Here is a 23846-nt window from a genome sequence, read left to right as displayed (position 1 = left end):
AAGGTCTGAATCTGACATATGCATAGATAGAAGCGGTGTCCGGCAGTTGTTCCGGGCACCGCTTCTGCTGTTTGCCGTTATGACCGTTCGGACATGAGGGGAGCGAAACGGTCGGGTTTCTTTTTTACAAACCTACCGCTTGATAAGCTTTGGTGATGGCCGTAGCTTCAGCGGAATTGGCACCATACAGGTCCTTGGCTGCCTGAATTGTCGCTGTTTTGGCTGCTGCAAATTTGGAGGTTGGCGTCAGGTAGTTCACCAGCGTGCTGTAGAAAATACGAACTGCTTTATCCCGGCCGATTCCGCTAACCGTTACACCGTTATGTGTACCACCTTGGGCTGCAAGGTAATAAGCTTTGTTGATAATACCGCTGTTGGTATGCACACCGCCGTTATCCGCACTACCTGTGTAACGGTCACTATATTTGTCGGGTTGACCATACAGCGTAGGGTTAGACAAGGAGCGCAGTGCGTCACCTGGAATGTTAGGGGTATAGATATCATCACCCAGCAACCAGTTTTTGCTCTCAATGGTGTTCCCTATAATATCGGCAAAAGCTTCATTTAAAGCGCCCGGTTCATTACGGTATTCCAGATTGGCCGTATACTCGATGACCCCGTGTGTTAATTCATGACCGACAACATCCAGGTCAGCAGAGAATGAACGGAACAATGAGCCGTCGCCGTCACCAAATACAATCTGTGCCCCGTTCCAGAAGGCATTATTGTAGTTGGAGCCATAATGTACTGTGGAGCGAATCAACAATCCATTGCCATCAAGGCTGTTGCGGTTAAATTTATTTTTGTAAAAGTCATACGTGGCTGCAGCATAAGCGTGTGCATCTACAGCTGCACGGTCTGTCCATATATTATTGGAGCTGGTAAGCAGGGTTCCTGGCAGAGAGGAGCTATTGTTCGCTGAATGGGTTTGAATGCCGTTACCACGAGTGGTGTCTTTCAATTGGAAGGTGCTGCCGGATTGCGTGGTGGTCAGCGTTTTGGTGTCACCCAGCACGCCAGTACCTGTACCTGTGGCAAAGTTGATGATATCAAACTGGGATACGATGCTTCCGTCCAGGGCGTTAATGAAATACTTGGTTCGCAGCGGAGCAGGCTCGAGCACGTTAACTTCTGTAATGTAAACAAGATAGGTTTGACCATCTTCTTCATGATGATAAATGTTTAACTCGGCTTTTGGTTCAAGCTCCGGTGCGCCCAACTCGCCAATACGGGAGGTTGCTTCTTTCTCGGCGGCTTGGATGGCATCCTCTGCACTGATTGCGGGAACGCCATCATTCGGGATAGCCTGTTCTTCAATTGGCGGGAGATCGCCAAGCGCAGAAGTTACTGCTCCGTTCTTGTCCAGATGGATCGTTTGCTCTGCACCGTATACCGGAACACCTTTGATGTACTGCTTCAGACGAAAGTGTCTTACGCCGGAAGTGTCCGTGCTGCGTTTAATAATTTTGAGTTGGCCTTTGACATCGGCATTCAGGAATTGCTCCTGTTGCCCCAGGTAATTGTAAATGGTTTCGTCCGGATTATTGGTCAACAGTATACTCTCCTCAGAGGTGTATGGAGCCTCAAATGGAATGGATGAATCAGAGATCGGGGCAGCGGCAGCAGGGGACACGGAAGCAAGCAGCAGTGCTCCTCCAAGAATCGTTGGCATAACTTTGGCAAATTTCATCGTATACTCTTCCTTTCTGGATCAAATTTTAATAAAAAGGGATTATGCCTATCTCGGCTGGTTGTCCGTCTGCATCGGGCAGGGCGGAGTGTGGAGCTTGGATGAGAAGAGGGGCTAACAGAAATGTGTGAATAACAGTTATGGAATGGCATCACTCCTTTCAAGGTTGTTGCAATTGCCAAGTACACGGCGGGAGAAGAAGACTAATGGCTATAACTAACCAAAGGTCAATAAATGAATGGAGAAAGCGAAGTTAGGAACGTGAGTTCTTGAGAAGGTTAAAATTGTAAATATCATCGGCTTGAATCGTATAGTATCACAGTGTAAAAGTTTGGAAAAGATGTTATGTCAGCTTTTTAACAAAATTGTGTCTAAAGACGGGGAAACGATGTGGAATCTGATTTTTTTGACGAATTTTGTCAAAATTAAAGGCTTGTTTTGCATCAATCGATGCTTAGAACCTGCATACAGCAAGGGCAAAAGCCGTTTCCACTGCTCCACGAATACATAGAATAACGTGTACTCCCTTGGCATGATCAGGATCGATTTGCGGGAGGTGAAATGGTTGCGGAAACAACGGATTAAAGCCCGTTTTGCAACAAAAACAGGAAATAAACGCTCCGGAGGGGCGGCAAGGAAAAAACAAAAGTATTCTGGGAGGAAAAAGGGTACAAAGGCCTACGTGCTCATCGCACCCGTCACGGTTGACGAGGCTGCTCAAGAGAAGGGGAAGCCTGTTCGTGATGATAGGGAAACGGTTCACCAGATCGGGGAAGATGCTCACGTGCCTCTGCTGTCCGTTATTATTCCAGCGATGAACGAGCAGCGTACCATTGCGGCTGTAGTCCATGAATGCTTGCGAATATGCCGTGATGCGGAGGTGCTGGTTATTGTGAATGGATCGACCGATGCTACGGCCAGCGAAGCCAAGCGGGCAGGAGCACGTGTGATTCAATATGCAGAAGCGCTGGGGCATGACGGGGGACGCAGAGCCGGGGCTGCAGCTGCAAGAGGGCAGATTCTGCTGTTTACCGACGCGGATATCAAGGTTCCGGCTGAACATCTTGCACCATTCGTGCAGGCAGTGCTGAAAGGTGTTGATGTTGCGTTGAACGATTACAACGGACCGGTGACACGAAATCCGGTGCATCCGGTTGTTGAAGCGAAACATATGTTAAACAGTCTGCTGTGCAGATCCGATCTTGGCGGGGCTTCCATGACAGCCGTTCCGCACGCCATCAGCCGCAGAGCACTGGAGATCATTGAGACATCCTCTTTGGAAATTCCGCCGCTTGCTCATGCGAAAGCGATCGTTGGGGGGCTTCGGGTGCAGGCTGTTCATCATGTGCCTGTGGGAAGATTGAATGCTGTTCGCAGCAAGAAACGAAACAAAGCTGATCTGCTTAGCCAACTTGTGCAACAGGATCATCTGGAGGCTATTCGCTGGATTACCGATACGCGTGGTGCGCGAGGCGGTTTTCCGGACTTACAGCGTGTTCGCAGTTTGACCATATAGAGGGACGAACAGCTGGATGGTGAGCGCGGTTATGACCCAGCTGCGGTAGGGGAGAGGGATAGGTCAGTCGCAATCGTGAATGGGGTTCTGTGCCGGCTGCAGTATGATCGGAGGTGACAGCAATGAAAACGAGACCAGAAGCAGCGGTTCGCAGACACACGGTGGCTAGGCGGACGTCCGCGAGAAGGTTACGGAGCAGGCCCCTATCCGGGAAAGGCACAACACGCAAGCTTCGTCAGAAGAGCAGTCGAGGAAAAGAACGGCAGCTGGGACTGGACCTTCGTTCGTACTGGCGAGCGGGCAGACTTGCAGGCAAATCTTCGACGATGGATGCCGATCTGGTGAATCAACATGCTCGGGCTGCATGGCAGGCTTACGCAGCGGATCAACCGGGACTGGAGCAGTTGGAGGATGCTATGCAGGCGGGAAAAGCATTTATGCAGGGGTATGCCCAATCCTCTGGCCGTTCGCCAGACATTGTACCGCTCGCTCTCCGCCATACCGCCGCTGCAGTAGTCTGTGCCTGCAATGAGGAACGAACGTTGGGGCAGGTGCTGATCCAGCTGAAACGATTGCCCTTGCGTGATATTGTAGTTGTATTAAACGGAACGACAGATAACAGTCTGGAGCGGGTGCTGCAGCAGCCGGGCATTACGCTTGTGTATGAACCAGACCGGGCCGGACATGATGTAGGGCGCGCACTGGGAGTCAAAATGACGGATGCGGAGACGGTTCTGTTTGTAGATGGGGATATGGTCGTGCCTGCCGAGGAGCTGGCGCCTTTTCTCTTCGCTGTTGACCGGGGACAGGATGTTGCACTTAACAATCTGACCTCTCTGCTTCCGCCATTTGCCAAGCAGGATGAGGTCAGCCGCATTAAAGCGTATTTGAACCATACGCTGGGCAGGCGGGAGCTTGGCTCGAACTCGATGACTGCTGTGCCGCATGCTGTATCCAGACGAATGATTGAGACGGTGAAACCTGCTTCACTGGCGGTTCCACCCAAAGCACAGATGCTTGCCATCCTGCACGGGCTACGGATATCTGCTCCGAGTCAGGTGGACGTCATCCGCTCCAATCGGCTGCGCCCCGGGAATACAGGGAGCAACAACGAGGTTGCCAGACTGATTCTGGGTGATCATCTGGAAGCGCTGGCTGTCTGGCTGAAGTCAGGCGGTAACGCTGCCCAGTCGAGTGTTCTCTCCCGGGCAGAGGTTGCATACAGGAGGAACGCGAGATGACGCTGACGAGCATAATTATACCGACGTATAACGGAGTTTCACTGTTAAAACCTTGTGTGGAGGCCATTCGAACATACACAGGGGAATCAACACCATACGAGATTATCGTTGTGGATAACGGTTCGACGGATGGGAGTGCCGAGTTTTGTGCCAGAGAGCGCATACGATTTGTTCGTCTGCCTGAAAATCGGGGTTTCCCGGCGGCCTGCAATGCAGGGCTGCGCGCCGCCTGCGGGGATGAGCTGCTGCTGCTGAACAACGATGTTACCGTGACATCCCGCTGGCTGGAAAATATGCGGGCAGCACTGTACAGTGCTGAGGATGTGGGCATCGTTGGTCCGGTGACCAATTATGCCAGCGGCATTCAACAGGTGCAGATAGAGTTTCGGGATATGGCACATTTTCAGGAGCTGGCTACTGCGAGTAACGTTTCGGATGCGTCGCGATGGAGGGAAGTGCGGCGAATTGTCGGACTGTGCATGCTGATGAAACGAAGTGTGCTGAATGCGGCAGGATGGCTTGATGAAGCGTACTCCCCGGGGCATTATGAAGACGATGACTACTGTTACCGGGCGAGGCTGCTGGGATTCCGACTGCTGGTGTGTGGTGATGTACTCGTACATCATCAAGGCAGTGCGAGCTTTCAAAAGACGGATCCGATCGAATGGAAACAATTGCTTGAGCGCAACCGTTCGATTTTTATCAATAAATGGCATGTCGATCCACTTGAATATATGGACATATCCGATGAAGGAGGGAACAAGATATGAAAGGTGTAATTCTTGCTGGCGGCACAGGGACCCGATTGTACCCTCTGACCCGGCTTATTAATAAACATCTGCTTCCCGTCGGCAAACATCCGATGATTATGTATGGCATCGACAGGCTTCGTCAGGCAGGGATTGAGGATATCCTGATTGTTATTAATAAACATTCCGCAGGCTTGTATACGGAGTATCTTGGAGGCGGAGCAGATCACGGGGTCAAGCTGACCTATCGCATTCAGGAAAAAGCCGGCGGCATTGCTGAAGCGCTCGATCTGGCATCTACTTTTATTCTTCCGGGCGAAAGATTTGTGGTGCTGCTGGGCGATAACCTGTTCAGCGATGATTTGAAGCCTTACTTGGATCGATATATGCAGCAGCCTGCCGGTACCGCACGTGTACTGCTCAAAGGGGTGGATGATGCGCGGCGGTACGGTGTGCCTGTTTTTGACGAGCAGCACCCGGAACGTATCGCATATATTGAGGAAAAGCCAAGCCAGCCGAAGACCTCTTACTGTGTAACCGGCATATATATGTATGATGATCATGTGTTTAATCTGATTCATAACATTGTACCTTCGGCCCGCGGAGAGCTGGAGATCACGGATGTCAACAATCACTATGCATCCAGTGGCGGACTGGAGTACGACATTTTGCAAAAATACTGGAGCGACGCAGGTACCTTTGAGTCGCTCCAGGAGGCAGCTGAGCGTATGAAGGGGCAGCTGCCATAACGGATATAAACCGATAGTACAGCCGCTGTGCGGTGCCTGATCGACACAGATGATCGAAGCTAAGCTTGCGCCGGAGCCTTGAAGAAAGCTCCGGCGTTTTGCGCAGCGTCAGCGGCGATCCTTTTCCATGTTCAAGGAGGGATTGGTGTGAGAGCAGGAAACAGAAGGAGTACAGGTAAAGCAGGGAGTATATGGCACGTAGACAGGGCGATACAAGTGGAGAATGCAGGGAAGTGGGGCATGTGAAGGGTGCAGGGAAAACAGGGAGCAGAAGGAGTGCAAGTAAGGCAGGGAGTATAAGGCACGTGGCGGTACAAGCGGAGAATGCAGGGAAGTGGGGCATGTGAAGGGCGCAGGGAGAACAGGGAGCAGAAAGAATGCAGGTAAGGCTGGTGGTGTGAGACGCGCGGGCGGAGCTGGCGGTGTAATAGCTACGGGCAAATCAGGCAGAGCCCGGGCTGTGCCCCATGCGGGCAGGGCGGCGCGTGCAAGCCGTGCTGCGCTGGCTGGCCGGGCACAGGGCCGCCTGCGCCAGGGCTCGGCCCAGCGCAGGCACGCCTCCGCGCAGGGCCGCCGCGCCGCGGCCCGCGCCAAGCAGCGCACGGCGATGCGCCGTGCGCCACAGCCAGCACCGCATGCAAGCTCGCCACAGGCGATGCCTGCCCGCGGTGCTGGCCCCGCCCCGCGCCAGACGACACACCCGCAGGGTGTCGTCGCCCTGCCCGCGGGGCGGGAAGGCGCTGCTGCGGGTGCGGGCAGCGCAAACGGCGTGCCGCCGGCGGCGCAGGCGGCAGTGCCCGGCGGTTACGCCGCGGGTTACCGCGACGGCGTATACGCCGGGGGCGAGGCGCTGGTGGCGAAGCACATCCCGCCGGATCATATTCTGCCTGCTGTTGCAGCGTCAGATTTGATCGAGGCGGGATTCCGCCAGTATGCGCCCAGCCTGACCCGGCTGGCCAGCCCTCATGAGCTGGCTGGTCACATCATGGCGGCGCTTGATGAGCAGCGCCCCCTGTCTGTTGTTCGCCTCGGGGATGGCGAACTGCTTACGCTGGCAGCGGATACGGTGCTGCCCGCTCTTGAAGTGCAGGAGCTGGCACCGTTTCTGCCGTATGCAGGGGTGCCATGCTCCACGCCGGACATCCGCGCGATGCTGGCGGAAGCTATCCAAGGTGCGGACTGGGTGGGAGTACCCATCTCACGCGCACCAACATTTCAAGGACTGTTATTCCCGGTGCTGCGCCATTTCGGGATCAACTGGTCCAGTCTGAAATTGACCAGCTCAACCATCAATTACAGCCTGCATCATTCGCGTTTGCTGCTTCCCATCCTGCAAGGACGAAGGGTGCTGCTTATCGGCAGTCAGGCAGCAGATTTGGGAGTGCTGCTGCATCAGCATGGAGTACAGATCGCAGGTATACTTCCGTCTGTGGCGGGGATGGCAGATATTCCGAGAGTGATGCAGCATGCTGCGGAGCATACCTTTGATATTGCGCTAGTTGCAGCGGGCATTCCGGCAGTGGTGCTATGCAGACGTATTGCTGGAGAATTGGGTAAAGTGGCTTTCGATTTTGGACATTTGGCCGACAAACTGGTGACAGGAGAGCTTCAGTTCTAGCAGATCGTCCTGAGCAGGGGATCAAACGGGCTTTGCTGCAGGACGGGTGGAATGGAGGAAGCAGCATGAAGAAATCAAAAAAAACGTCTCATCACACATGCAACGCACGAAAAAATAGAATAAGCGGCTCGCAGGAGAGCAGTCAAAGTAAAAAGTCTGGACCATCATTGAGCAAAGCTGCTCATCGTACCGAGGCATCGGCGACCGCTCTGCTTCATGCAGCAGGCAGCCGTCATCGACGGTTGTCCTCACGCAAAGGCAAAAGAAATGCTCGAAGCCTTCGAAGCACCAAGCTTTATAATCAGGGCTACAGCCGAGGTTATGAAGACGGGGTGCGTCAGGGACAAAATTCATTCGGCCTTGTTTTTGAGGGCGTAAGCATTATCATCCCGACCTACAATCAGCGTGACTATGTGCTGCAATGTGTGGCGAGCATCGAGAAACATACCCCCGCTCCCTACGAGATTATTGTGGTCGATAATGCCTCACGGGATGGCACGGCAGAAGCGCTGCTTCGCCAAGGAGGCATGGTGAGAGTGGCTGCACTGGAGAAAAATCGGGGCTTCGCCGGGGGCGTTAACGTTGGTCTGATGATGGCCAAAGGACGTCATATTGTCGTGCTGAACAATGATACGCTTGTTACACCAGGCTGGCTTGAGAATATGATGGCTTGCCTGAACAGTGATCCACAGATCGGTGTGGTGGGTCCTGTAACGAACTATATTGGCGGGGATCAGCAGATTGAGGTGCCATATCATGATGTGAAGGAGATGTGGACCTTTGCTGCCAGCCAGAATCGCCCGGATACAGGCAAACATCGGTTGACGGACCGACTCGTTGGATTCTGCTGGCTGTTCTCCAGAGATTTGTTTGAGCGTGTAGGTTATCTGGATGAAGGGTACACGGTAGGCAATTTTGAGGATGATGACTGGATTGTACGCGTGCGTATGCTCGGATATCGTCTTGCCGTGGCGGGGGATGCGTTTATTCATCACTACGGAAGTGTAAGCATGAAAGAGCTTGGAGAACAGCAGTTCAACACAGTGAATCAGGGCAATGAACAATTTTACAGCGAAAAATGGGGAGACCCCCACACGCTCATTGCCGAAACCTCCCGGCTGATACTGTCAGAGCATGCGGACAGCCAATCGCGATCCCGGCGGAACGTACCCTTAGCCAATGGAAAGGGAGATAAGCATCCACAGGCAGATGGCCTTGATCTTGAAAAGAAAACTTCAATCTCCTGCCTCAGACGCAGCAGCGATTTCTATCCCGAAGAGGCATTGCTTGTCGATCTCAAAGGGGACGCCTACACCTTAAAAGGCAGGAAGCGACGCAAGCTGAACATTCCAGTTCCACGCGGCATTTCGCCCGTTCTGGTAGCCAAACCCGATCTGCTCGGCATCCCCTCAGGTGAGCCGATAAACGCTGCAGGGGACATTCGCAGCTGGCCGTTTGAACCGGAGCATGCACAGCCTGACATAACTTCGGATGCAGGCAAGGTGGCTACCGAAGGCAGCATCGTTGCAGCTTCCAACGCACCCGAAGTATGGTATCAGATCAGCGAAGGCAAACGCAGAAGGTTTGTGTCGGGTTATGCTGCGGAATGCTGGGGGGTTAGCTCCAGACATGTACAGCAGATACCAGTCGAACTGCTCCACACGATCCCGGAAGGCTTGCCCATTATTGCGCCACCGCAGCTGCTGACCCAGGACCTGTAATGACCACCGCTCGCGGTTTGATGCAGTATATGAAACATGCGGAATGAACAGCACAGCAGAATATGCAGCTTTTAGGCTGAACGTTCAGGCTGATCTGTTCATTCCGCATGAGGTTTTGCAGTGATGACTTACATAGAAGTGTGACAAGCGTTCGGCTTCCTCATTGTGCGAAAAATAAAATACAATTTTTCTATGCAGTTATAGGAGTATTCTATTAGGAGATCCATTGACCCTGGGAGCGCGCAGGAGTACATTATAGCCATAAACCGACTTAACAGATAGGAATTTATGATTTAGATCATCTGAATAAGAGGAAACGATACTTAAGTAACCGGGGAGGTATATCGATGTCATCATCCAAAAAAGTTGTGCTGTGGAGCAAAGAAGGCTGCCATTTCTGCGGAGAAGTCAAAGCATTTCTGAACGAGCATAATCAGCCATTCGAGAACATCGAAGTGCAGGGAAACGATGTGCTGCGGGATGTGCTCGAAGCCAAATACGGCATTCGGCATGTGCCCGTCATTGAAGTGGGCAGAGACGGAATATACGAAGCTTTACTTGAAGCAGACCTGGATCAACTGGCTCAGTTGCTGGAAAAGGTGGATGAAGCAGCTGCTGTTTGAGTAAAACCACATTCTCTCTGAATCTTAAATTAAAGCAGAGAATGACAAGTTTTATTTGCATGGACCGTACGGTTGGTACGGGCGGCATTATAGATAATATAGGCAATATGATGTGATTTTTGTGGCCTCATCCCCCTTATATACATTTGCAATATCGTTATAGAAAAAATCTATTAGAAGCACGGTTGACCTGTTTGCAGGGCAGTGATAAGCTGTGTGAAATTAAAACAAACCAAACTCATAGGAATAATAGAGTTTTGTGATGGTAGCGGGTTTCATAATTTTCAATTTGTGTTTGTACGACAGAAGCAGCGTTCATTTTACGACCCCATTTTACTCTTGTACAATAACTTATTTCAGGAAGGCGGAGGGCATATGACAGCAAAACGTAGTTTGAAATTTGGAGCGATCATTCATGGTGTAGGAGGAAGCAACACCACCTGGAGACACCCGGAGGTATTGTCTGATGCAAGTGTGAATTTCGGATTTTACAAACGTCAGGCCTTGAAGGCAGAAGAGGGTAAGTTTGATCTGGTTTTCATCGCGGACGGACTGTATATTACCGAAAAATCTGTTCCCCACTTTCTCAACCGCTTTGAGCCGATCAGTATTCTTTCCGCTCTCGCTGCGGTAACCTCACGCATTGGCCTGGTCGGCACACTTTCCACATCCTACAGTGATCCGTTTACAGTCGCCAGACAGTTCGGTTCCCTCGATCTGATCAGTGACGGACGTGCAGGCTGGAACGTAGTAACGTCCCCGCTCGAAGGTACTGCGAAAAATTACAGCAAAAGTCATCATCCAACCCATCCGGAGCGTTACCGCATTGCCAAGGAGTATTTGCAGGTGACCAAAGGATTGTGGGATTCCTGGGAAGATGATGCATTTGTACGAGACAAGGAGAGCGGTGTATTCTTTGATCCTTCCAAGCTGCATACGCTGAATCATGAAGGTGAATTTTTCTCGGTACAGGGGCCGCTGAATATCGCTCGTTCGCGGCAGGGACAGCCGGTTATTTTCCAGGCAGGTTCTTCGGACGATGGCAAAACGCTGGCCGCTCAGGAAGCGGATGCTGTATTCACCGGGCATGACAATATTGAAGATGCACAGGCATTCTACAAGGATGTGAAAACAAGAGCTGCTTCTTATGGTCGCTCATCACAGGATATCGTCATTTTGCCAGGCATCAATCCCATTGTAGGACGCACGGCAGAGGAAGCAGAACAGAAGTATCAGGAGATCGCAAGTCTGGTCACGATTGATAAAGCACTGGATTATCTGGGACGTTTCTTCGAGCATCATGATTTCACCCAATATCCGCTGGATGAACCGTTCCCGGAATTGCATGGCATTGGCAGCAACAGCTTCCGCAGCGGAACAGACAAAATCAAGAAGGATGCGAAAGAACAGGGGTTAACGTTGCGGGAAGTTGCGCTGCGGGCCGCAACGCCACGGAGTCAATTCCTGGGTACACCGGAGCAAGTGGCCGACAAAATCCAGCAATGGTTCGAGGCAGAAGCGGCAGACGGCTTCATCATTGCTTCTGAACTGCCTAGCGGATTGTCCGACTTTGTCGAGCTGGTCGTGCCTATTTTGCAGGAACGCGGTATCTATCGCACGGAATATGAGCATGACACGCTGCGTGGCAATCTGGGTGTACAGGTGCCTGTAAACCGCTATACCGCAGCCAGAACACAGGAAGAGTCGAACGTCATCTAATCAAACGTCATGTACCTGTTTCATGTATGTTTTCTAAACGCGGTGACTCCAACCTGTACTCATAATCCGATACATTCGGATCAAATAACGGTTCAGTGCAATACAATTTTAGCCCAGTCCAGTCTATCGTGAAATGAAGCATAAATGCATCTGGAGCAGGAGTTAATCCAGTTAATAGAGTCTTTCACGCCATAAAACCTACTTTTCTCATAGGAAATATAAATTATATGCAAGTTTGCTTACAGTAGCTCATTAATGACACCTGTATACACAGAGGGGGAAGCGATATGAACAGGTCTGTTTCATGGACAAAATACGTGGCATTGGCATTAGCATTGGTGATGGTATTGTCTGGATGCGGAGCGGCGTCAGGAGGAAAAACAAGCGGTACAGCAGCGGCTTCCCAAGGCGGCGGCCAGGCTGGAACGGCTGAAGGCGGTAATCTTACGTTTGCACTCGCAACCTCACCGGATACGCTGGACCCGCATCGCAGCGGGCTTGCTGTAGCCGTACGTGCCATTCGAACCATCTATGACAATCTGGTGGTGCAGCTGCCCGATGGTTCCATTAAACCTTGGCTTGCCAAGGAGTGGAGTGTGTCGGAGGACGGCAAAAGTTATACGTTCAAGCTGCGTGAGGACGTGAAGTTCCATGATGGAACTCCGTTTAATGCCGAAGCGGTGAAGTATAATCTGGATCGGGTCATTGATCCCTCCACCAAAGCCGCCAATGCCCTTGCCCTGATCAGACCCTACAGCTCCTCCGAGGTCATTGATGAATATACAATCAAGGTGAATCTGGCTGCACCGTCACAGGCTTTCCTCGGCAATTTGAGTCAGGCCTTGCTGGGCATTGTATCTCCAACAGCAGCGAAAAAATATGGGGATCAGCTGGGCAAAAATCCGGTAGGTACAGGACCGTTTACGTTTGTGAAATGGGATGAAAATGCGGATATCGTCGTAGCCAAAAACAAGGATTACAGCTGGGGACCGGACACGGTGGAAAACAAAGGCGCTCCTTATATTGATACGATTACGTTTAAAATTGTACCGGAAGAAGCAACACGCATCGGAAGTGTACAAAGCAAGCAGGTGCTTGCCGCCGAGACTGTGCCACCGCAAAATATCGCTGGGCTGAAAAGTGATCCAAACCAGCAATTACTGCAGGCCAATACCGTTGGACTTCCGTATACCCTCTTTTTCAATCTGCGCAAGGCACCTTGGGATGATGTAAAAGTAAGGCAGGCGGTGCAATCCGCTGTAGACGTCGAGTCCATTGTGAAAACCTTGTATCTGGGCAACTACGAGCGCGCATGGTCAGCATTGTCTCCAGGCATTCTCGGCTATGACAAGGCGCTTGAAGGAAGCATCACCCCGGATATCAACCGCGCTAACCAGCTATTGGATGAGCAGGGCTGGGTCAAGGGCGCTGACGGGATTCGGGTGAAGGATGGGAAGAAGCTGACTCTGAAATATGTGGATGGCTCCCCTAACCGGGAGAAACGGAATGACATTGCTGCGATTATTCAGCAGCAGCTGAAACCGCTGGGCATTGCGGTTGAAGTGGTAATTACCAAAGACGTTGCTACCGTGATCTATCAGAACTGGGACTATGATCTGTATGGCAACAGCCAGGTCAATTCCGATCCGAACGCGTTGTATGCCTTCTATCATACCAGTGCGGAAGGAGAACGCCCGACATTATCAGGTCTATCTGATCCGAAGATTGATCAACTGTTAGAGCAGGGAGCGGTAGAGACGGATACCGCGAAAAGAGTAGATATCTACAGTCAGATACAGAAGTACCTGATTGAACAGGCGGTTATTTTGCCAATCTACGTTTTCCCGTATACAGTGGCTGCATCCAAAGATGTGCAAGGCATAAAATTTGATTCGCTCGGTTATCCGCTCTTTAATGATGTACGCATTCAGCAATAAAGAATACACCCGCCCTTGACTTTAACAGAAGCTTATAGCACATTCTGGTCTCAGAAAGGAGACATCCCGGTATGATTCAACTTGTCTTGTCACGGCTGGCAACGTCACTGCTCGTTATATTTGGAGCCTCGGTGCTGGTGTACTGCATCATGTATCTTCTACCGGGTGATCCGGTGCTGCTTATGCTGGACCCGTCCACGGCTACCCCGGAGATGATCGCAAACCTCCGGGCCCAGCTTGGACTGGACCAACCGTTTTACGTACAGTTTGCAAACTATTTTGGTCATATGCTGCGGGGTGATTTTGGTCAATCCATGGTGAACTCCGATCCGGTGCTGCCCAAAATTCTGGAGCATTTCCCGGCAACCCTGGCTTTAACTGCACTAAGCTCGCTGATCGCCATTACGATCGGGATCACACTGGGCGTTTTATCTGCAGTGCACCGGAATGGTGTCATTGATTTTGTGGCTCGACTCGTTGGTTTGTTCGGTATCTCGATGCCTACCTTCTGGACCGGCATTTTGCTCATTCTGCTGTTTTCCGTGCAGCTCGGCTGGTTTCCGGCGATGGGTTCGGACGGATTCAGTTCACTGGTGCTTCCGGCTGCCACACTCGGACTGGTCGGTGCAGGCTTCATTGTTCGCATGGTGCGCAACAGCATGCTGGAAGTCATTCATGAGCCCTTTATCGTTGCGCTGCGTGCCAAAGGAATGTCTGAACGTGTCATCATGTATGGTCATGCACTGCGTAATGCGCTTATCCCCGCAGTAACGGTGATTGGCATGCTGATCGGTGATCTGCTGGCAGGCACCGTGGTGGTGGAGACGGTATTCTCCAGACAGGGAATCGGGCGTATCATTGCCGATGCATTAATGGCAAAGGATTTGCCGGTGGTGCAAGGGGTTGTGTTTTTTACATCCATCATCTATGTCGTTCTGAATGTGCTGGTTGACATCTCGTATTCGTACATTGATCCCCGGGTTCGGCGGGCTGTTCGTACATGAGACAGATCATCATACCATCATACTAAAACCATCAGACATCTGATATATCAGGAATAGCGCATCAGGCGCACGCAGAAGGAGGCGTTAATGGTTATGAGCATGAAACCTTTGGCTGGTGACAAAAAGGCGTGGGCAGGCAGCACGGGGAAAGCCCGCTTGTGGGGATGGAGCCGCTTGTCTTGGCGGCAGCGTGTTTCATCCGCAGTATCGCGGCTGTTCTTGTATGTCGCGCTGCTAATCGTCATTTTTACTGTGGCCTGTGCGATCGTTCCAGGTTGGATTGCTCCGTATGATCCTACACAGATGATGACGGACGCAATACTACAGGCTCCTTCTGCTGTACACCTGTTTGGTACGGATTATTTCGGAAGAGATATTTTCAGTGTGGTTGTGTATGGCAGCAGAGATTCCCTGCTGATTGGTTTTGCTTCCGTGCTTGTGGGCGGTCTTGTCGGCAGCATGCTTGGAATCCTTGCGGGGTACGTGGGCGGAATCGTTGATACCGTAACGATGCGTGCCGTAGATATTCTTATGGCTGTGCCTGGTGTTCTGCTGGCATTATCGGTTGCCGCTGCACTTGGCCCCGGACTGATGAATATTGCGCTGGCTGTGGCAGCAGCCTCGATACCTGGATATGCCCGTGTAATGCGTGGTCAGGTCATGTCAGTGAAGAATCTGCCCTTTATTACCGCAACACGTTCACTGGGCGGTTCCAATGCCCGCATTTTCTGGAAGCATGTCCTGCCACACTCCTTGTCGCCGCTGCTCGTTATGGCAACGCTGGGGGTAGGCACATCCATATTGACCGGCTCCGGACTCAGTTTTCTCGGACTCGGTGTATTGAAGGAAATTCCCGATTGGGGTGCATTGCTGTCCCAAGGCAGAGGATATTTGACGGTAGCCTGGTGGATCTGCACCTTCCCGGGGCTGGCCATCACATTGTTTGTGCTCGCTGTGAATCTGATTGGAGACGATATTCGCGATAGACTTGATCCAAAAGTAAAAGGAGCGGCCTGACCGCTATTCCAAGGAGGAAAATAACATGTCACATGTTGTCATTATTGCCGGAACCCCGTCCAAGCGTTCACGTTTGACAGGACTTACGGATTATAGTACCCATACGTTAAGCAAAGCTGGTATTTCCGTTGAAGTGATTCAGGTGACCGATTTGCCGGCTGAAGATCTGGTGCAAGCAAAGTTCGACAGCCCGGCCATTCAGGATGCACTGGCCATTGTGGATGCAGCGGATGCTGTTATTGTGGCTACTCCTGTTTACAAGGCAGCCTATTCGGGTGTGCTCAAGCTGTTTCTCGACCTGATTCCACAAGAAGGACTCCGGGATAAAGTAACTCTGCCCCTCGTCATTGGCGGTTCAATTGCACATTTGCTTGCCATTGATTATGCATTGAAGCCTGTGCTTACCGCACTCGGCGGACGCCATATTCTTGGCGGCGTATACGCAGTGGATCAGGCGATTGAACGCAATGAGGACGGAACATTTTCACTTGCGGCAGATATTACCGCCCGTCTGGATCGGTCTCTGGAAGAATTAAGATTGACACTGGAAAAGGACGGTATTACGATAAACTAAAACCGAGTAATATGATAGGAAAAATAAAAATAGATGATGGTCTTACCATCAGCGATGTTTGTTTCCCTTGCAAAAACGTCTGCGGACGTAGATACGGAGGCGCCCATGAATGTAGAGAACATTGAAGCATTTGTATATATCAATCACTATGGAAGCTTCAATAAGGCGGCTGAAGTACTCTTCTTGTCCCAGCCTTCGGTTACGGCACGTATCCAGTCACTGGAAAGAGAACTGGGGTGCAAGCTGTTTGACCGACTAGGCAAGCAGATTGTGCTGACAGATGAGGGCCGCAAATTTTTACCGTATGCGCAGCAGGTGCTGCAAGTACTTCAGAAGGGAAGGCAGAAAATTCAGCAGCGAAGAACAACACCTGAAGCTTTGCGTCTCGGCAGCACAGTGTCGGTGTCCAATTATGTTATTCCTGATTTTCTGCCCCGAATTAAAGCGACGTATCCCGAGGTGAATATCAAACTGACCACCGCAACAACGGATCAGCTGATTGCGAAGCTGCTCGGGCAGGAGATTGATCTGGCCTTTGTACGCAAGGTCATGCATCCCGCCATTCGCACCGTTGCTTTTTACGAAGATCCAATCCAGCTGTATGTATACAAAGACCATCCCTTCATTGAGCGTGGGCATGTCAGTATGGAGGCGCTTCGGGAGCAGCAGCTGGTTTTCTTCGAATGTGGATCACTGGACTGGCTTCGGATTCATCGGGCTTTCGACTCTCTGGAGCATCCGCCTGACATTACATATCATGTCGATAATTCGGAAACAGCGAAGAAACTGGTCATGCAGGGTGCAGGCATTGCTTTTCTCCCAGGGCTTACGGTAAAGAAGGAGGTACAACGTCAGGAGCTGTTCCCCATTCAGGTTCATGAGGTGGCAGGGGTATCGCTGCAGATCAGTGTTGTAACCTTGAAGGAGGAATATTCTCCATTTGCCGAGCCCTTCGGGGAGATGCTGCGACAACTGTAGCTGCAGCACCATTTTGTCATCGAATTGGGCAGGGAAGCGAATCGAAGCAAGAGAAAACTGAAGCAACCATCACATAACCTGAAGCTGAACGGAGGGACAGAATGAGAAGTGATCTGGAGCAGTCTGGACAGAAACTTGAGCAGCCGGATGAGGAGCAATTGGGCAAGCGGGATGAAGAGCAAGGACACCAGCAGGATGCAGAAAAGCAAAATGCTGAGCAAGCAGAAGAGGTGCAGGCACAATATGTAGTGCAAGATGAGGCATTTGCGGAAGAGCTGACCGCTATCCGACGGTATCTGCATCGCAATCCTGAGCTGTCTGGTGAGGAAAAGGAAACAACCGCAGCCATTCGTGGCTGGCTGGATAAGGAAGGCATTCGCCTTGCGGATGAGTATAAGCTGCGTACCGGGCTTGTCGCTGAAGTGGGACAGACGGAGGGACCTGTTGTTGCGCTGCGGGCGGATATTGATGCTCTGCCGATTCAGGAGCAGACCGGGCTGGAGTTTGCTTCACAGATTGAGGGGCGTATGCATGCGTGCGGGCATGATGCCCACACAGCTATTCTCGTGGGAGCCGCACGGCTGCTGAAGCAGCGTGAAGCCAGTCTTCCCGGGCGAGTACGCCTCATCTTCCAGCCTTCGGAAGAGAAGGCGACAGGTGCACGGCAGGTCATTCAGAGCGGGGCACTGGATGAGGTACAGGCCATATTCGGTTTGCACAACAAACCGGATTTGCGAGTTGGCACTGTAGGCATTCGTGAGGGGGCTCTGATGGCGGCGGCAGACGGTTTTGTTGTCAAGGTGGAAGGTGTAGGCACCCATGCCGCAGTGCCGGAAGCAGGCATTGATCCGATTGTCGTTGCTTCGCACATCGTCACCGCGCTGCAGGCTATTGTCAGTCGTAATGTGAGTGCGCAGGAGAGTGCCGTTATCAGCGTTACCAAAATTCACAGCGGCACTGCCTGGAACGTCATCCCGGAGGAGGCGGTGCTCGATGGCACAGTACGTACCTTTGACGAGAAGGTACGGGCGCTTATCCGCGAACGCTTCAATCAGGTAGTGTCCGGTGTCGCTGCAGCCTATGGCACCCGTGCAACGGTTCGCTGGATTCAGGGACCGCCCGCTGTAGTCAATGATGAATTGCTGGCGGAGGACGCTGTTCAGGCTGCGCAGCAACTTGGCCTGAATACCGTCAGACCTCTGCCCTCTCCGGCGGGGGAGGACTATTCCTTTTATCAAAAAGAAGTTCCCGGTCTGTTCCTCTTCCTCGGCACCTCGGGCCCGCATGAGTGGCATCATCCGGGCTTTGATGTGAATGAGCAGGCGCTGCCGTTGGGCGCGCAGTTGCTGGCAGCACTGGCAGAGCAGGCGCTGTACCGTCTGCAAGGTCAGGATCGCTGTTCAGGGTAGAGGGACATCTGAACAGACGAGAAGTCAGTTTTCGCTTTGCACATCATCGTGGTGCTGGTCATTCGTATGATATCGGATAAATTGGTATCTGTTGATCTGTACTTTCTATACCATTAGCTGTAGAGCTGGCGCCAGGCGTCAGCTCTATTTTTCTGTTTTTTAACCAACAATGCATCTAAATTATATTTTATAGATCAGCACAGCTAATGACGTACATGGAAATATTTGTTGACGACCCCTAATGCGTGTGCTATATTTTTTCTTGTTTAATCGTAATAATTACTATTAAACGATAGGCAATGAATTGGAGTACTTCAATTCGAATTTCATAGGAACAGGAGCAGCTGCTGGCATGAAACATGAGATTGATTTTATCAAATGTAGTCCAACGCAGAACATGACTATTCTGGTCAAAACGAATCATGCTGCCGAGCATTACAGCGGCATAGCCTCCAGTCTGATGTCTTATGATCATGTCTACGCTGAGCAGGTGGGATTCATTAAGCCGCCTCACAGGCAGGAAGCCGCCGCCCGTCTTGAGATGGCTGGAGGAGAGTTCTGTGGTAATGCATGCATGGCACTTGCTGCCCATATTGCTTCTGAACGGGGGCTGGAGCAGCAGGCTTCAATGAACGTCAAGCTGGATGTTTCAGGCACAGAGAGCCTGATTTACTGTCATGTGAAGAAGCGGGAGAATCGGTATGATTGCCAGGTTACAATGCCCGTTCCCGAGCTGATCGAGCGCAAGGCGATCACGTTTGAAGGTATGGAGCTGGAGATGATTGTTGTTCGATATGCCGAATTTATTCATATTGTGATCGAAGTTCAGGATTTCGATGACACGATAAGACGGCGGGCACAGCATCTGGCGCGGCTCCTTGGACTTACGACGAGTGACAAATTGATTGGCATTCTGTTATACCGTCCGGTCACAGAAGAGATGGCTCCGTTAATTTATGTTCCGCAGCTGGACAGTCTTATCTGGGAGAGAGGCTGCGGGTCGGGCACAGCATCCATAGGCGCTTATCTGGCCTGGCTGTCACAGCGGGAGGTCTCGCAGCAGATCAAGCAGCCTGGAGGTGTAATGAAGGTGACTGCCCAGTGGAATACAGCAGGTGTGAAGGCAATTACGATCGAGGGCAATGTTGGAATTGTAGCTCACGGAACCGCTTTTATTGATGCTCCGCTGGAGCGGAGCAGAAGCATGGCGAGTATATGAGCATAACTCTCCATTTAAACCCTCAACGTATCTGAGTGAAGCTTTTAATCTTAAATCTGGCAGCACGGTGTGACGATAACGAGATGCAGGAGGAGACACTATTGATCACGTTAATCCACTTTGAGACAAGGCTTACCGAATTCGCTTCACAGTTCAGCAATCTTGCGGTCAGGTATGACCAGACGCTTGAGCACAGCTCCGAGCTGGAGACAGTTATTAATGATTATTCCCGTTTTGTGACGGATGCGGATCATCGGCACGCTTGGAACATGTTGAGACCGTCAGAACTGGAGGAGCTTGAGCCGCTGATCCAGGAACTTAGAGGTCAATCAGCCCGGTGTGTAGCGATTATGGAGAAGTACCGGGCATTGAAGCTGCAGGATGGAGAAGTGCAGATTGCGGATTATTTTAAAAATATTGAAGAGTGTATCGACAAAGAGTTTGGCAGCTTTCAGGTGACGCCTGATTCGAAAGTGCTGCTGGTCGGTTCCGGTTCCTTCCCGATGACCCCGCTGTTGATTGCACGGCGCACCGGAGCACAGGTGGTAGGCATTGATATTGATGCAGAAGCGATTACGCTAGGGCGGAAAGTTGTGCAGACGCTTGGGTCAGAATTAAACATTCGCCTGGAGTTGTCATTGCTGGAGGATCTGGTATACACCCGGGAAGCCACCCATATCATTTTCAGCTCAACCGTAGCCAATAAATACGAACTGCTTGATCAATTACATGCGTTGACCAATGCACAGGTGGTCGTGGCGATGCGCTACGGCAATCAGTTGAAATCGCTGTTCAATTATCCGATGCGGGAGACGGACGGCCGGAAGTGGAGGCTCGCAGATAACATTTTGCGCCCGCATGATGTGTTCGATATTGCGTTATACCAGAAAAGTATGTAAGGGAGGCAGATATGAGCAATGAGCGGCATTCAACGAGTTCTGTTATGCGGCACAGGTCCTGCGTCCATCCAGCTGGCTATTACGTTCAAAAATGATCTTGATTGCCGCGTTGGCCTGGCGGGCAGGGAATCGGTGCGGTCAGCAGCCTTTTATGCAGCATTGGAACAGAGTGGGCAGCAGGTTCAAGTGACCATACAAAATGAAAAGCATCGTGCCTTGGCAGGAAAGTGTATCGTGGATCAGGTATTCCGGGGGTACAACACACTGGCAGGAGAATGGCAGACGCTGGTTCTGGCTGTCACAACCGATGCTTATATAGATGTATTGCAGCAAATAGATGATGCATTCATAAAGCAACTGAAATGCGTTATTCTCGTTTCACCGACATTTGGTTCCAGTCTGCTGGTGAATCAATATTTGCAGCAACGGGGGGCAGAGGCGGAGATTATCAGCTTCTCCACGTATCTGGGAGATACGCGCTGGTTGCATGAACATCCGTCGAATCAGGTTATCACTACAGGAGTGAAAAGGAAGGTATATATTGGCTCCACTGTGCCCTCTTCAGCTTATGTGCAGCAATTACGCGAGCTGTTCGAGCGGTTGCATATTGCACTCGGCGTGATGCCTTCCCCGCTGGAGGCTGAAACGCGGAATATTTCGTTATACGTGCATCCGCCGTTGTTTATGAATGCTTTCTCACTGGAGGCGATCTTCGGTGAGCAGGGCGTACAAAAATATGTTTACAAGCTGTATCCCGAAGGCCCGATTACACCTGCGTTAATTCGCAGCATGCGGGAACAATGGCAGGAGATTACGCAGATTACGGACAGACTCCATATTCAGGGAATCAACCTGCTGCAGTTCATGACGGATGACAACTACCCGGTTCGATTAGAGAGTTTATCACGTCATGATATCGAGAAATTTGATCAATTGCAGGCGATTCATCAGGAATTTCTATTATACATACGGTACGCCTCGTTATTGATTGATCCGTTCTCGGAGCCGGATGCTGCCGGAGCCTATTTCGACTTCTCCGGTGTGCCATTTCGCCGCATATTTACGAACCGCGAGGGAGAGCTCGACGTTCCGAGAATGCCGAAGGAGGATTACTACCGCATCAAAATCATTCAGGGCATTGCCAGACATGTGCAGGTCAGCTGTCCTGCGATTGACCATTTTATCGCCATATACGAAGCAAAGCTTCAGGAAACGGCCCGTGCACACCCGGATCAGCGTCTGTCTACAGCATTTGTAATCCAGTCGTTTCAACAGGATATTCATATGATCTGCAGTGCACTAAATGGCAGTAAGGATTGATTTGATATAAAAAATGCAAGTTGAATTTAGTTTTACACCGAAACGGAGAGGGCAGAAAAAAACCTGAAGAAACGAAGTGCTCGTATTTATCCCCGGATTTCCCCCTTGGAAATGGATTCCTGAAATCTGGGGATAACGGCGATCGGAAGGTTGTTCTGACCACGAAGTGGTATGGTGTAAATTTTGAATGTAACTTGCTCACCAGGGGGAAAGGTTATGACAAAAAGAAATGCTTTCAAACGTATCGTGTCATTGGTCGCTGTCATTGCGATCATCTCGGGCTGCGCTCAGAATGCCCAGAATACCAAAGAGGAGAAGGCGCCAGCGACGGCAGCAGTCAGCCAGAAGAACAATGAAATTATTTACGCCTCTGCGAAAGATATCAATGATATGAACCCACATCTGTATCCAGGCTCCATGCCTGCACAAGGAATGGTTTATGAGTCACTGGTGGAGAACACCAAGGACGGCGTCAAGCCGCTGCTGGCGGAGTCATGGGATATTTTAGAGGATGGAAAAACGTATACTTTTCATCTGCGGAAAAATGTGAAATTCCATGATGGCGAGCCATTTAACGCCGAGGCGGTCAAACAAAATATAGAAGCCGTTCAGGCCAATGCCGAGAAGCATTCCTGGATCAAGCTTTCCACCAAAATCAAGGAGATTAAAGTTGTGGATGAATATACGCTGCAGCTGGTGTTGTCCGATACATACTATCCAACGCTGGTGGAATTGTCCATGACCAGACCGTATGTGTTCATCTCGCCCAAGGATTTCAAAAATGGCGGAACCAAAGATGGAGTGAGCGGCTTCCATGGAACGGGACCATACAAGCTGACCGGACATAAGGTTGAGGAGAACGCTACGTTTGAAGCAAATGCGGATTATTGGGGCGGTGCACCTGCGATTCAGAAGATTACAGCCAAGGTGCTTCCGGCTGGAGAAACGACATATCTGGCATTGCAGAAGGGGGAGATCAACGTTGTATTCACCGATGACCGCGGAGCGGACAGCATTGATGTAGCGGCAATGGACCAGCTTGCTGCTTCCAGCGAGTATCAGGTGGTGCGAAGTGATGCCATGAATACAGCCATGATTGTAGCGAACAGCAGCAAGCTGGATAGCCCGGTGCATGACAAGGCTGTGCGAGAGGCATTGTGGACTGGCATTGATCGCGAGACAATCAGCAAGGATATTTTTAACGGCACGCAGACCGTGGCAGACACTCTATTCTCACCCAACGTGAACTATGCCGATGTGGGCCTGAAGATCAGAGCGTATGACCCGGAAGTCGCGAAACAGCTGCTGGAGCAGGCAGACTGGAAGCTGGCTGAAGGCAAGACCGTACGGGAGAAAAACGGTCAACCACTCGCGATGAAGCTGTATTATGACAGCAACTCTTCTTCGCAAAAAACGCAGTCCGAGCTGATCCAGTATGAGATGAAGGAAATCGGCATGCAGCTCGACCTGGTAGGAGAAGAGTCCTCTTCCATCGCCAATCGCAGAGCGACCGGGGAATATGATCTGTTATTTAACCAGACCTGGGGACTGGCCTACGATCCACAGAGCACCATTGCTGCGTTTACATCAGATTCCTCATACAAGCATACCACCAGTGGTATTGCGGAAGCGGATGAGCTGTACCGAAAAATCGATGAGGTGATGAGCTCCACGGATGAGCAATCCAGAAAGGCCTTGTATGCCGATATTCTGAAAATCGTGCATGATGAAGCCGTCTTTATTCCGCTTACCCATGGTCGTGTGACTGTTGTTGCTCCGAAAAATCTGCGGGGGATTACCTTTAAGCAGACACAGTATGAACTGCCTTTTGAAAAGATGAAATTCGAGTAGGGGGGAGAGGAC

General features: G+C 51.2%; 20 protein-coding genes. 19 read left to right on the top strand and 1 reads right to left on the bottom strand.

What is annotated here, in order from left to right; genetic code table 11:
* Window positions 1-124: 124 nt before the first annotated feature.
* Entirely contained in the window at window positions 125-1690 is a 1566-nt protein-coding gene (locus tag ACQSGY_RS13945; protein WP_427052331.1) for a M4 family metallopeptidase, read from the bottom strand.
* A 565-nt stretch (window positions 1691-2255) separates the two neighbouring features.
* Between ACQSGY_RS13945 and ACQSGY_RS13940 the strand changes: the two genes are divergently transcribed.
* The 19 genes from ACQSGY_RS13940 (at window position 2256) to cntA (ending at window position 23834) form a co-directional block, all read left to right on the top strand.
* Window positions 2256-3206 carry a glycosyltransferase family 2 protein gene (locus ACQSGY_RS13940; RefSeq protein WP_427052330.1) on the top strand — a complete coding sequence of 317 codons (951 nt, stop codon included), beginning with the start codon at window positions 2256-2258 and terminating at the stop codon, window positions 3204-3206.
* Window positions 3207-3328: 122 nt separating this feature from the next.
* A complete protein-coding gene (locus ACQSGY_RS13935) occupies window positions 3329-4447 on the top strand; it encodes a glycosyltransferase family 2 protein (RefSeq protein ID WP_427052329.1) in 1119 nt (372 codons plus the stop codon).
* Window positions 4444-5217, top strand: a complete 774-nt coding sequence (locus tag ACQSGY_RS13930; protein WP_427052328.1) for a glycosyltransferase family 2 protein — start codon at window positions 4444-4446, stop codon at window positions 5215-5217. Before ACQSGY_RS13935 ends, ACQSGY_RS13930 begins: the two co-directional genes overlap by 4 nt.
* The gene (locus ACQSGY_RS13925; RefSeq protein ID WP_427052327.1) at window positions 5214-5945 is read left to right on the top strand and encodes a sugar phosphate nucleotidyltransferase; all 732 of its coding nucleotides are present in this window, start codon (window positions 5214-5216) and stop codon (window positions 5943-5945) included. The genes ACQSGY_RS13930 and ACQSGY_RS13925 overlap by 4 nt, the downstream gene beginning before the upstream one ends.
* A 191-nt stretch (window positions 5946-6136) precedes the next feature.
* Complete coding sequence (locus ACQSGY_RS13920; RefSeq protein ID WP_427052326.1) at window positions 6137-6292, top strand: hypothetical protein; 156 nt, start codon at window positions 6137-6139, stop codon at window positions 6290-6292.
* Window positions 6289-7563, top strand: coding sequence for a GT-D fold domain-containing glycosyltransferase (locus tag ACQSGY_RS13915; RefSeq protein ID WP_427052325.1), 1275 nt, complete (start codon window positions 6289-6291; stop codon window positions 7561-7563). The genes ACQSGY_RS13920 and ACQSGY_RS13915 overlap by 4 nt, the downstream gene beginning before the upstream one ends.
* 65 nt (window positions 7564-7628) lie before the next feature.
* Window positions 7629-9284: a glycosyltransferase family 2 protein gene (locus ACQSGY_RS13910; protein WP_427052324.1), complete on the top strand. Its 1656-nt coding sequence runs from the start codon at window positions 7629-7631 to the stop codon at window positions 9282-9284.
* Between the two features lie 347 nt (window positions 9285-9631).
* Window positions 9632-9907: a glutaredoxin family protein gene (locus ACQSGY_RS13905; protein ID WP_427052323.1), complete on the top strand. Its 276-nt coding sequence runs from the start codon at window positions 9632-9634 to the stop codon at window positions 9905-9907.
* Between the two features lie 375 nt (window positions 9908-10282).
* Complete coding sequence (locus ACQSGY_RS13900) at window positions 10283-11626, top strand: LLM class flavin-dependent oxidoreductase (protein WP_427052322.1); 1344 nt, start codon at window positions 10283-10285, stop codon at window positions 11624-11626.
* Between the two features lie 287 nt (window positions 11627-11913).
* A complete protein-coding gene (locus ACQSGY_RS13895) occupies window positions 11914-13563 on the top strand; it encodes an ABC transporter substrate-binding protein (protein ID WP_427052321.1) in 1650 nt (549 codons plus the stop codon).
* Window positions 13564-13634: 71 nt separating this feature from the next.
* Complete coding sequence (locus ACQSGY_RS13890; protein ID WP_145405341.1) at window positions 13635-14567, top strand: ABC transporter permease; 933 nt, start codon at window positions 13635-13637, stop codon at window positions 14565-14567.
* A gap of 93 nt (window positions 14568-14660) precedes the next feature.
* Window positions 14661-15584 carry an ABC transporter permease gene (locus tag ACQSGY_RS13885; RefSeq protein ID WP_427052320.1) on the top strand — a complete coding sequence of 308 codons (924 nt, stop codon included), beginning with the start codon at window positions 14661-14663 and terminating at the stop codon, window positions 15582-15584.
* A gap of 25 nt (window positions 15585-15609) precedes the next feature.
* Window positions 15610-16158 (top strand): NADPH-dependent FMN reductase, encoded by a 549-nt coding sequence (gene ssuE, locus ACQSGY_RS13880; protein WP_427052319.1) that lies wholly within the window; start codon window positions 15610-15612, stop codon window positions 16156-16158.
* Window positions 16159-16263: 105 nt separating this feature from the next.
* The gene (locus ACQSGY_RS13875) at window positions 16264-17136 is read left to right on the top strand and encodes a LysR family transcriptional regulator (RefSeq protein ID WP_216518096.1); all 873 of its coding nucleotides are present in this window, start codon (window positions 16264-16266) and stop codon (window positions 17134-17136) included.
* Window positions 17137-17237: 101 nt separating this feature from the next.
* Window positions 17238-18545, top strand: a complete 1308-nt coding sequence (locus ACQSGY_RS13870; RefSeq protein WP_427052318.1) for an amidohydrolase — start codon at window positions 17238-17240, stop codon at window positions 18543-18545.
* Window positions 18546-18897: 352 nt separating this feature from the next.
* The gene (locus tag ACQSGY_RS13865) at window positions 18898-19764 is read left to right on the top strand and encodes a diaminopimelate epimerase (RefSeq protein WP_427052317.1); all 867 of its coding nucleotides are present in this window, start codon (window positions 18898-18900) and stop codon (window positions 19762-19764) included.
* A 101-nt stretch (window positions 19765-19865) separates the two neighbouring features.
* Window positions 19866-20663 carry a methyltransferase domain-containing protein gene (locus ACQSGY_RS13860; RefSeq protein WP_427052316.1) on the top strand — a complete coding sequence of 266 codons (798 nt, stop codon included), beginning with the start codon at window positions 19866-19868 and terminating at the stop codon, window positions 20661-20663.
* A gap of 18 nt (window positions 20664-20681) precedes the next feature.
* The gene (locus ACQSGY_RS13855; RefSeq protein ID WP_427052315.1) at window positions 20682-21983 is read left to right on the top strand and encodes an opine metallophore biosynthesis dehydrogenase; all 1302 of its coding nucleotides are present in this window, start codon (window positions 20682-20684) and stop codon (window positions 21981-21983) included.
* Window positions 21984-22199: 216 nt separating this feature from the next.
* Window positions 22200-23834 carry a staphylopine-dependent metal ABC transporter substrate-binding lipoprotein gene (cntA, locus tag ACQSGY_RS13850; protein WP_427052314.1) on the top strand — a complete coding sequence of 545 codons (1635 nt, stop codon included), beginning with the start codon at window positions 22200-22202 and terminating at the stop codon, window positions 23832-23834.
* Window positions 23835-23846: the final 12 nt, after the last annotated feature.

This window comes from Paenibacillus sp. TC-CSREp1, assembly GCF_050171015.1.
GTDB lineage: Bacteria > Bacillota > Bacilli > Paenibacillales > Paenibacillaceae > Paenibacillus > Paenibacillus silvae.
This window is presented reverse-complemented; position numbering and strand designations above follow the sequence as displayed.

What these genes read in the sequence shown, in the direction of transcription:
- ACQSGY_RS13945 (WP_427052331.1), bottom strand. Translation starts at nt 1,690, where the DNA reads ATGAAATTTGCCAAAGTTATGCCAACGATTCTTGGAGGAGCACTGCTG.
- ACQSGY_RS13935 (WP_427052329.1), top strand. Translation starts at nt 3,329, where the DNA reads ATGAAAACGAGACCAGAAGCAGCGGTTCGCAGACACACGGTGGCTAGG.
- ACQSGY_RS13930 (WP_427052328.1), top strand. Translation starts at nt 4,444, where the DNA reads ATGACGCTGACGAGCATAATTATACCGACGTATAACGGAGTTTCACTG.
- ACQSGY_RS13925 (WP_427052327.1), top strand. Translation starts at nt 5,214, where the DNA reads ATGAAAGGTGTAATTCTTGCTGGCGGCACAGGGACCCGATTGTACCCT.
- ACQSGY_RS13920 (WP_427052326.1), top strand. Translation starts at nt 6,137, where the DNA reads ATGGCACGTAGACAGGGCGATACAAGTGGAGAATGCAGGGAAGTGGGG.
- ACQSGY_RS13910 (WP_427052324.1), top strand. Translation starts at nt 7,629, where the DNA reads ATGAAGAAATCAAAAAAAACGTCTCATCACACATGCAACGCACGAAAA.
- ACQSGY_RS13905 (WP_427052323.1), top strand. Translation starts at nt 9,632, where the DNA reads ATGTCATCATCCAAAAAAGTTGTGCTGTGGAGCAAAGAAGGCTGCCAT.
- ACQSGY_RS13900 (WP_427052322.1), top strand. Translation starts at nt 10,283, where the DNA reads ATGACAGCAAAACGTAGTTTGAAATTTGGAGCGATCATTCATGGTGTA.
- ACQSGY_RS13895 (WP_427052321.1), top strand. Translation starts at nt 11,914, where the DNA reads ATGAACAGGTCTGTTTCATGGACAAAATACGTGGCATTGGCATTAGCA.
- ACQSGY_RS13890 (WP_145405341.1), top strand. Translation starts at nt 13,635, where the DNA reads ATGATTCAACTTGTCTTGTCACGGCTGGCAACGTCACTGCTCGTTATA.
- ACQSGY_RS13885 (WP_427052320.1), top strand. Translation starts at nt 14,661, where the DNA reads ATGAGCATGAAACCTTTGGCTGGTGACAAAAAGGCGTGGGCAGGCAGC.
- ssuE (WP_427052319.1), top strand. Translation starts at nt 15,610, where the DNA reads ATGTCACATGTTGTCATTATTGCCGGAACCCCGTCCAAGCGTTCACGT.
- ACQSGY_RS13875 (WP_216518096.1), top strand. Translation starts at nt 16,264, where the DNA reads ATGAATGTAGAGAACATTGAAGCATTTGTATATATCAATCACTATGGA.
- ACQSGY_RS13870 (WP_427052318.1), top strand. Translation starts at nt 17,238, where the DNA reads ATGAGAAGTGATCTGGAGCAGTCTGGACAGAAACTTGAGCAGCCGGAT.
- ACQSGY_RS13865 (WP_427052317.1), top strand. Translation starts at nt 18,898, where the DNA reads ATGAAACATGAGATTGATTTTATCAAATGTAGTCCAACGCAGAACATG.
- ACQSGY_RS13855 (WP_427052315.1), top strand. Translation starts at nt 20,682, where the DNA reads ATGAGCGGCATTCAACGAGTTCTGTTATGCGGCACAGGTCCTGCGTCC.
- cntA (WP_427052314.1), top strand. Translation starts at nt 22,200, where the DNA reads ATGACAAAAAGAAATGCTTTCAAACGTATCGTGTCATTGGTCGCTGTC.